Below are 8,952 nucleotides of genomic sequence, written 5' to 3' on the forward strand. Positions count from 1 at the left end.
GTCAACCCGCTCATCAAGATCATCAACATCGTGGCACTGCTGATCGTGCCGCTGATTGGTGGCGCCGGCGGTGGTCACGCGACCGGTGCGCCTGCTGCGTCGCACGGCACGACGGCCCCGGTCGCCGTCGCCGTGGTACCGGTCAAGGTCTTCTTCGAGGTCGGCCAGATCGTGCTGAACGACGCCGGCAAGAAGAGCGTCATCGACTTCGCCGAAGTGATGAAGAAGGACGGCACGGTCGTGGCGGAGATCACCGGTTATACCGATCAGACCGGCGACCTGGAGAAGAACAAGGAGATCGCCAAGGAGCGCGCCAAGGCCGTGCACGAGCAGTTCAAGGCTGCCGGCATCGCCGAGGGCCGTCTGCGCATGCAGCCGCCGTCAGATGTCATGCAGGGCAGCGGTGCCGACGCCGAAGCGCGCCGCGTCGAGATCAAGCCCACCAAGTAAGCGTCGCGGACTATCATGCGGGGCGGGCTTTTCCCGCCCCTTCCTTTTTTGGAGAGACCGATGCAGAAGCGCGTTCTTAGCCTCGCCGAGGCGCAGAAGATGACGGCGGCAGCCGAAGCCAGAGCGCTCGAGGAAGGCTGGCCGGTGGCGATCGCCGTGGTGGACGACGGCGGGCATTTGATCTGTCTCACCCGACTCGACGGCACACAGCTCGGCAGCATCGACGTGGCGATCGAGAAGGCGCGCTCGGCGGTGCTCTTCAAGCGCCCGACGAAATCCTGGGAAGAGCGCCTGGCCGAAGGAAAGTTCGGCTATCTCAACCTGCCCCGGCTGGTGCCGGTCGAAGGCGGCATCCCGGTCATTCTCGACAATCAGATCGTCGGCGGGATCGGCGTGTCGGGCGTGCGCTCGGGCGAGGACGCCATGGTAGCCCAGGCGGGGTTGATCGCACTCATCGGCTGAAGACCACTCACGCACCCGCGTGCGACGCACAAAAAAACGGCCTGCTCAGGAGCAGGCCGTTTTATTTCGAACCGGCTGACTCGTCAGGCGATCGTCACATCCTTGGACAGGTAGACGTCCTGAATCGCGTTCAGCAGCTTCACGCCTTCCGGCATCGGCTTCTGGAAAGCCTTGCGACCCGAGATCAGTCCCATGCCACCGGCGCGCTTGTTGATGACTGCCGTGCGCACCGCAGCGGCCAGATCGCCCGCTCCCTTCGACTCGCCGCCGGAATTGATGAGCCCGGCACGACCCATGTAGCAGTTGGCGAGCTGATAGCGCGTGAGATCGATCGGGTGATCGGTCGTGAGCTCGCTGTACACCTTCGGACTCGTCTTCGAGAACTTCACCGCGTTGAAGCCGCCGTTGTTCTCCGGCAGCTTCTGCTTGATGATGTCGGCCTCGATCGTCACGCCGAGGTGATTGGCCTGTCCCGTCATGTCGGCAGACACGTGGTAGTCCTTGTCGCCGACCTTGAACGCGTTGTTGCGCAGATAGCACCACAGGATCGTCGCCATGCCAAGCTCATGCGCACGCTCGAACGCCTGCGACACTTCCCAGATCTGACGGCGCGATTCCGGCGAGCCGAAGTAGACCGTGGCACCCACCGCGACCGCACCCATGTCGTAGGCCTGCTCGATGCTCGCGAAGAGCGTCTGGTCGAACGTGTTGGGATAGCTCAGGAACTCGTTGTGATTGAACTTGAGGATGAAGGGGATTTTATGCGCGTACTTGCGCGACACGGCGCCGAGCACGCCTAGCGTCGATGCGACCGCATTGCAGCCCCCTTCAATGGCAAGCTTCACGATGTTCTCGGGATCGAAGTAAATCGGGTTCGGTGCGAACGATGCACCGGCCGAATGCTCGATGCCCTGGTCCACCGGCAGGATCGAGACGTAACCGCTGCCGGCAAGGTGTCCGGTGCCGAACAGGGTCTGCATGCTGCGCAGAACCGGCACGGAACGATCACTCTGGGCGACCACGCGGTCGACGAAGTCGGGACCCGGCAAGTGCAGCGACTCGCGCGCAATCCCCTTGCAAACATGGCCGAGCAGCGAATCAGCGTCGCCCTCCAGCAGTCCGACGATGTCGGTCACGGTATCTCTTGCAGTCATTTGGTTTGCTCCCTCGGTGACCCCGGACCCCGTCCGGTGAAGTGGAGCATTATCCTGCCACGTGCGGTCGCGGTAAACTCCCATGGCGCGCAATCAGTATTGCGTTTTCTCAATAGGTGACTCCATGAAATACAGCCTGGGCGAGCGCCGCATCGAGACCCGTGGTGACTACTGGATCGCACCCGATGCGGCCGTCATGGGATCGGTGGTGCTGGAGAACAACGCGAGCATCTGGTGGCAGTGCGTGGTGCGCGGCGACAGCGACGTCATCACGATCGGCGAGAACTCCAACGTGCAGGACGCCTGCGTGCTGCACACGGATCCGGGAATCCTCCTCACACTCGGCAGGAACGTGAGCGTCGGCCACCTCGCGATGCTGCACGGCTGCACCATCGGCGACAACTCGCTCATCGGCATCCGCTCCATCATCCTGAACCGTGCAGTAATCGGCAGGAACTGCCTGATCGGCGCCGGTGCGCTGGTCACCGAAGGCAAGGAGATTCCCGACGGTTCGGTCGTGATGGGCGCGCCCGGTCGCATCGTGCGGCAGGTAACAGTGGACGAGATCGAGCACTTCCGCCACATCGCCGAGCACTACGTCGACAACTTCAAGCGCTATCAGCGCGAGCTCGCCGCGCAGCGCTGACGCACGCTACAGCAAGCCGCGCTCGGCGAACGAGACGATGGCGCCGCGTCCGACGACGAAGTGGTCGAGCACGCGGATGTCGACCAGCGCCAGCGCCTGCTTGAGTGCCTGGGTGAGCGATTCGTCGGCACGACTCGGCTCGGCGATGCCGGAAGGATGGTTGTGGGCGAAGATGACCGCGGCCGCGTTGCGCGCAAGGGCGAGCTTCACCACCTCCCGCGGGTAGACGCTGGTCTGCGTGAGCGTGCCGCGGAACAGTTCGTCGGCACCGATCAGGCGGTTTTGCGCGTCCACACAGAGCACCATGAAGACTTCGTGCGGGCTCGCCTCCAGGGCAAGTCGCAGGTAATCGCGTACCGCCTCCGGCGAATTCAGGCCGGCACCCTGGGCGAGTTCCTCCGCAAGCCCTCTGCGCACCAGTTCGACGACCGCCATCAGCTGTGTCGCCTTCGCCGGACCCACGCCGGCGAGTGCGCCGAGTTCGTCGAAACCGGCCGTGACCAGACGGCGCAGGCTGCCGTCGAAACGCGCCAGCAGCACCCGCGCGAGATCGAGCGCGCTCGCCCCCTTCACGCCGGTGCGCAGGAAGATCGCCAGCAGTTCGCTGTCGCTCAGCCGTGTCGCACCCACGCGCAGCAGGCGTTCGCGCGGTCGTTCGTGTTCGGGCCAGTCGCTGATCGGCATGAATGCGGGAACCGGAAAGGTTGAGTTGCGAGCCTGAATGCAGCGCCCGCCAAGTCCGGCATCCTGCAAGTGCCGCGCCACTGCCCCGCTGTTCCTCGCCATGGTGCGATGGTTTACACTGCGCCCTCTTTTGATCTTCCGCGTCATGCACCTATCGCATCCCAGGCGCTTCCTCGTCGGCGTCACCGGCGGCATTGCCGCGTACAAGGTGGCCGAGCTCACGCGGCTCATGATGCAGGAAGGCTGCGAGGTCGAAGTGGTCATGACCGAAGCCGCCATGCGCCTCGTCGGCCCGGCGACCTTCCAGGCGCTCACCGGCAAGCCGGTGTTCAGCGATCTGTGGGACCCGCGCGCGGCTGGCGGCATGGCCCATATCGAGCTCTCGCGCAACCGCGACGCGATCGTCATCGCGCCGGCTTCCGCCGATTTCATCGCCAAGCTCGCGCACGGCTTCGCCGATGATCTGCTCGCCACGCTCTGCCTCGCCCGCGAAGTGCCGCTGATCGTCGCACCCGCGATGAACCGCCAGATGTGGGAACACCCGGCCACGCAACGCAACGTGGCAACCCTCACCGGCGATGGCGTGATCGTGCTCGGGCCGGCAACCGGTGAGCAGGCCTGCGGCGAGACCGGCATGGGACGACTGCTCGAACCGGAGGATCTCCTGCAGGGCATCATCGGTGCCCTGCAGCCGAAGCGCCTCGCCGGCAAACACGTGCTGGTCACTGCCGGCCCCACGTCGGAGGCGATCGACCCGGTGCGCGTCATCACCAACCTGAGTTCCGGCAAGATGGGTTATGCGCTCGCCCGTGCGGCGCATGAAGCGGGTGCCAGGGTAACGCTCATCTCGGGTCGCACCTGTCTGACACCCCCCTTCGGCGTGACCCGTATCGACGTATCGAGCGCGCTCGATATGTTCGAATGCGTGAAGGCCCACCTTGCCGGAGCCGACGTCTTTGCCAGTGTCGCCGCGGTCGCCGACTATCGCGCGGCACGCCAAGCCACCCAGAAGATCAAGAAGCGTGATCAGCCGGCGACCGTGGAGCTCACGCCGAACCCGGACATCCTGGGCTACGTGGCGTCGCTCCCCAATGCACCGTTCTGCGTGGGCTTTGCCGCCGAGACCGAGTTGCTGGAAGAGCATGCGCAAGCCAAGCGGCGCGCCAAGAAGGTGCCGTTGCTCGCGGCGAATCTCGTGCGCGACGGGCTCGGCACCGACGACAACACGCTCATCCTCTTCGACGAAACCGGCCGGCATGAGCTTGCACGTGCGGGCAAGCTCGATCTGGCGCGCCAGATCGTCGCCCACGTGGCGGGCCTGCTGCACGCGACACCGGCGGCCGTTCCCGCTGTCTCGGGCGAGTCGGCCCGGTGAAGGCGATCGACGTCAAGGTCCTCGATCGGCGTCTGGACGCGCACCTGCCCGCCTATGCCACACCCGGCTCTGCCGGTCTCGACCTGCGCGCGTGCATCGACCACGTCCTCACCGTCAGACCCGGTGAGGCCGACCTCGTCCCGACCGGCATCGCCATCCATCTCGCCGATCCGGGGCTCGCCGCAATGATTCTTCCCCGCTCCGGCCTCGGACACCGGCACGGCATCGTGCTCGGAAATCTCGTGGGGCTCATCGACTCGGACTATCAGGGGCAGATCTTCGTATCCCTGTGGAACCGTGGCGGCACACCCTTCATCCTGAACCCGCTCGAGCGCATTGCGCAGCTTGTCGTGGTCCCGGTGGTCCAGGTCGCCTTCAACGTCGTCGAGGACTTCAGCGAAAGCGCCCGCGGCGCCGGCGGGTTCGGCAGCACGGGGCGGTGAATTTTACCCAAGGCACGCCCGCCGTCTGGCGCGCTTTTCGCTCCGTTCGTCACGTCGCCGCTCTCGGCTGAGGGTCCGGATGCCGCAATGAGCCTAATCCTTTCCCCATCTGGGCGCAGTTTGGAACATCTGTCGTATCCGTGCCGCACCTGCCGCGCTGCGCATTCCCAGACCAGCTTCCCGGCCGCTTTCGCATCCCTGGCGGACCGATACCCGGAAGCTGCAATTCAGCAGCCGATGCGCTATGCTGCGCCGCAGTTTCCCGATCAAGGCTCCACCGACCATGCAGAATAGTGTAAAGATTCGCCTCGCACGGCCTGCCGACATGTTTCCCATTTCCCGCATGTCGCGCGAGCTGATCGAGATGGGTCTCGGCTGGTCGTGGACACCGGCGCGCATCAGCCGCGAAATCCTGTCGCCCGAGACCGTGGTGCTCGCCGCCTGCCACGGAGAGCAGGTGGTCGGCTTCGCCATCATGCATTTTGCTGACGAGACGGCGCATTTGAACCTGCTGGCGGTCGAAGCGGACTACCAGCGTGTCGGCATTGGTCGGCGGCTGGTCACCTGGCTGGAGGAATCGGCGCTGACAGCGGGCATCACCGCAATCGGCCTCGAACTGCGCGCGAGCAACCAGAGCGGCCGCCGCTTCTACCAGAGCCTCGGCTATTGCGAGATCGGCACGATCCCCGGGTACTACCGCGGTATCGAAGCCGCCATCCGCATGAGCCACGCGCTGCGGCCGGCCATCGCCCACGACGCCGGATAACGCCATCGCGCACGGATCCGACCGTGCGCACCCCGGCATGCCTCCCGTCCCCCGTTCCGCCGTCGTGCTCCTCGCACACGGCGCGCGCGATCCCGAATGGGCGCAACCGCTGTCCGGAATCAAGCTGCGCGTCGAGCGGGCGCTGCCAGGTACGCAGGTGGTGCTGGCGTATCTGGAGTTCATCTCCCCCACGCTCGACCAGGCGGTCGACGCGATGATTGCCGACGGTGCCGGCGTCATCGACATTGTGCCCGTCTTCATCGCCCGCGCCGGACACGTGAAGCGCGACGTGCCGCTCCTGGTAGCCGATCTCGCACGGGCGCATCCTGCCGTCACCATCCGCCTCGCCGAGGCGGTCGGCGAAGCAGAACCCGTCATGGATGCGATCGCGCACTGGGTCGTCTCGATCGCCGGACAAGCCCGCAGCTGACCGCGCAACACCGCATCACCCGCCCCGCGAAATCGGGGCAGGGGCGCAGCGCCCCCGCGTAGTAGAATCCCGACGCATCGCCGGGCTCGACGGGCGCGGCTCGCTCCAATCCGATTCTTTCCCATGAACGAAGCCGCCGCGCGCAATGTAGTCCTGGTCCGGGCATTCGAGACCGCGGGCGCCGGACGGTCCAACTGGACAGAGTCGGACGCCCTCTGGGCCAGCCGTGCCGCGGCCGAGGTCGTCGGGGAGGAGGCCGACGCCGACCGCTTCGTCGCGCGTCGCGGGCAACTTGCGGCAGAGCGACTGCGCGAGCGTGACCGCAGCGTTGCGCGAGCCTTGCGCGCCGTCACCTGGCGGCCGTGGATCGGCTGGGTGTTCGTCCTCAGCGCATTCGGTCTGGGCTTCGCCACCGACTACATCGGCCCGGCACAGCGCGTGAGCGTGCTGGCCTTCCCGCTGCTTGCCCTCATCGCCTGGAACCTGGTCGCCTACGCGATCGTCGCCGTGCGCACGGTGGCCCGTATTGCGAGCTCACGGACGCGGCCGCTGGGTCCTCTCTCGGGGGCGGTGGCGCGGCTTGCGCGCGGGGTGAACGAGGCGGCTGCCGCCCTCGCGCCGGACACCCCGCTCGCCCCATTCGTGCGCGACTGGGCGCGGGTCTCCGCCGCTCTGACCGCGGCCCGGGTTGCCCGCATCCTTCACCTCTCGGCGCTCGCCTTCGCCCTCGGGGCCATCGTCGCCCTCTACCTGCGCGGACTGGTGCTCGAATACCGGGCGGGCTGGGAGAGCACGTTTCTCGGCCCGGCCGAGGTGCACAGCCTGCTCACTCTCGTCCTCGGACCGGCCTCGCGCCTGACCGGCATTCCGATCGCGGATCCACAGCATCTGGAAGCGCTGCAGTTCGCCGCCGGCCCCGGCGAGAACGCGGCGCCCTGGCTCAATCTGTACGCCACGACGATCGCGCTTTTCGCGCTGATTCCGCGCGCCCTGCTCGCGCTCGGCGCCTGGTTCGCGCAACGTCGCTTGAGCCAGCGGCTGCCGCTGCCGCTCGACGACGCGTATTTCCAGCGCATGCTCCGCAACTTCAAGGGCGAGCGCGCTGCAATCCGCGTGCTGCCCTACAGCTACCAGCTCACGCCACAGTCGGCGCTCGTCCTGAAGGAAATCGTGGCACGCGTGTTCGGGCCGAAGGCAGAAGTGTCGATTGCGCCGGTGGTCGCCTTCGGCGACGAGGATGCGCTGCCTGCCGATCTACTGCCGACCGCTCCCCTGGCGCTCGCCGCGCCGCTTTTCAGCTTGTCCGCCACGCCCGAGGCGGAGAATCACGGTGCGTTCATCGCCGCGCTGGCCGCCGTGCTCACCCCGGGCAGCCAGCTCGTCGCGCTGATCGACGAAACCGGGTTCCGCCAACGCTTTGCCGGCCAGACCGAGCGCCTCGAAGAGCGCCGCGGCGCCTGGCGACAACTGCTCGCGGCGCGCGAAGCCGCGCCCGTGTTCGTCGATCTCGCCGCGACCGACCCGACACCCGCCGCGGATGCCCTGACCGCAGCCCTCGACCAGATAGCGCGGGCGGAGGCGGTCCGGTGAGCGGTGAGGCGGTGTTCATCGAACTCAGCCTCGTTTCGCATACCAACGCCGGCAAGACCACGCTTGCCCGCACCCTGCTCGGCCATGACGTGGGCGAGGTGCGCGACGAGCCGCACGTGACCGTCGTCGCCGAACCACATGTCATGATCGAGGACGCGGCAGGCGATGTCCTGCGGCTGTGGGACACCCCCGGCTTCGGCGACAGCGTGCGGCTGGCGAAGCGGTTGCGGCAACAGGGCAATCCCATCGGCTGGTTCCTGAGCGAGATCTGGGACCGCTGGCGCGACCGCCCCTTCTGGTCGAGCCAGCAGGCGATCCGCAACGTGCGCGAGACGGCCGACATCGTCCTCTACCTGGTCAACGCCGCCGAGGATCCGCAGGACGCCGGCTACGTCACACCCGAAATGCAGATTCTCGAATGGATCGGCAAGCCGGTGCTGGTGCTGCTCAACCAAATCGGCGAGCCGCGGCCGTCGGCGGAAGAGGCAGCTGAACAGGCGCGCTGGCAGAACCATCTGGCGCACTATCGTTTCGTGCGCGGCATTCTGACCCTGGATGCGTTTGCCCGCTGCTGGGTGCAGGAAGTCGCCCTGCTGCGTGCCGTGGGTGCAATCCTGCCGCAATCGAAACAGGCTGCGTGCAGGCGCCTCGAGCAGGCGTGGCAGGAGCGGCGCATGGCGGCGTTCGAGGCGTCTACCGCGGCGCTTGCCGAACAGCTCGCGCGCACGGCGTGCGACCGCGAGCGTCTCGAGGAGGACGGCATCGGGTCGACGCTGCGTGAGGTCGGCCGCGCCATCGGTCTTCGCGATGACGGGCAGTCGGGATCAAAGGCGCGTGCCATGAAAGCGCTCGCCGAGCGGCTCGACGCCGAGACCCGCCGCAGCACCGATCAGCTGATCGAAATCCACGAACTCGGCGGGCGCGCGGCGGCGGACGTGCTGGCGCGTCTCGC

At 66.8% G+C, this 8,952-nt stretch carries 11 protein-coding genes; 9 read left to right on the forward strand and 2 right to left on the reverse strand.

The features are described from left to right. Nucleotides 1–450, forward strand: a 450-nt coding sequence (locus JNK68_16510; GenBank protein ID MBL8541947.1) for an OmpA family protein, incomplete at its 5' end; no start/stop codon positions are given. Between the two features lie 60 nt (nucleotides 451–510). Then, nucleotides 511–912 (forward strand): heme-binding protein, encoded by a 402-nt coding sequence (locus JNK68_16515; protein MBL8541948.1) that lies wholly within the window; start codon nucleotides 511–513, stop codon nucleotides 910–912. 83 nt (nucleotides 913–995) lie between these two features. Here the strand turns inward: JNK68_16515 and JNK68_16520 are convergent, their stop codons facing one another. Then, entirely contained in the window at nucleotides 996–2,066 is a 1,071-nt protein-coding gene (locus tag JNK68_16520; GenBank protein ID MBL8541949.1) for a class I fructose-bisphosphate aldolase, read from the reverse strand. Nucleotides 2,067–2,190: 124 nt separating this feature from the next. Between JNK68_16520 and JNK68_16525 the strand changes: the two genes are divergently transcribed. Further along, on the forward strand, nucleotides 2,191–2,712 hold the full coding sequence (locus JNK68_16525; GenBank protein MBL8541950.1) for a gamma carbonic anhydrase family protein: 522 nt from the start codon (nucleotides 2,191–2,193) through the stop codon (nucleotides 2,710–2,712). 6 nt (nucleotides 2,713–2,718) lie between these two features. On the opposite strand, the gene radC is transcribed toward JNK68_16525, so the two are convergent. Then, nucleotides 2,719–3,396: a DNA repair protein RadC gene (gene radC, locus JNK68_16530; GenBank protein MBL8541951.1), complete on the reverse strand. Its 678-nt coding sequence runs from the start codon at nucleotides 3,394–3,396 to the stop codon at nucleotides 2,719–2,721. Between the two features lie 145 nt (nucleotides 3,397–3,541). Here radC and coaBC point away from each other — a divergent pair, with 145 nt between their 5' ends. The 6 genes from coaBC to JNK68_16560 all read left to right on the forward strand — a co-directional run. Further along, entirely contained in the window at nucleotides 3,542–4,771 is a 1,230-nt protein-coding gene (gene coaBC, locus JNK68_16535; GenBank protein MBL8541952.1) for a bifunctional phosphopantothenoylcysteine decarboxylase/phosphopantothenate--cysteine ligase CoaBC, read from the forward strand. Further along, nucleotides 4,768–5,214, forward strand: a complete 447-nt coding sequence (gene dut / locus JNK68_16540) for a dUTP diphosphatase (protein MBL8541953.1) — start codon at nucleotides 4,768–4,770, stop codon at nucleotides 5,212–5,214. The genes coaBC and dut overlap by 4 nt, the downstream gene beginning before the upstream one ends. 283 nt (nucleotides 5,215–5,497) lie before the next feature. Continuing rightward, on the forward strand, nucleotides 5,498–5,980 hold the full coding sequence (locus JNK68_16545; protein ID MBL8541954.1) for a GNAT family N-acetyltransferase: 483 nt from the start codon (nucleotides 5,498–5,500) through the stop codon (nucleotides 5,978–5,980). Nucleotides 5,981–6,017: 37 nt separating this feature from the next. Beyond that, on the forward strand, nucleotides 6,018–6,410 hold the full coding sequence (locus JNK68_16550) for a CbiX/SirB N-terminal domain-containing protein (GenBank protein ID MBL8541955.1): 393 nt from the start codon (nucleotides 6,018–6,020) through the stop codon (nucleotides 6,408–6,410). A gap of 123 nt (nucleotides 6,411–6,533) precedes the next feature. Then, nucleotides 6,534–8,000 carry a DUF2868 domain-containing protein gene (locus JNK68_16555; GenBank protein ID MBL8541956.1) on the forward strand — a complete coding sequence of 489 codons (1,467 nt, stop codon included), beginning with the start codon at nucleotides 6,534–6,536 and terminating at the stop codon, nucleotides 7,998–8,000. Then, nucleotides 7,997–8,952: GTPase domain-containing protein (locus tag JNK68_16560; protein MBL8541957.1), on the forward strand; the 956-nt coding region annotated here is incomplete at its 3' end. The genes JNK68_16555 and JNK68_16560, both read left to right, overlap by 4 nt.

This window comes from Betaproteobacteria bacterium, assembly GCA_016791345.1.
In the GTDB taxonomy this organism is placed as follows: domain Bacteria; phylum Pseudomonadota; class Gammaproteobacteria; order Burkholderiales; family JAEUMW01; genus JAEUMW01.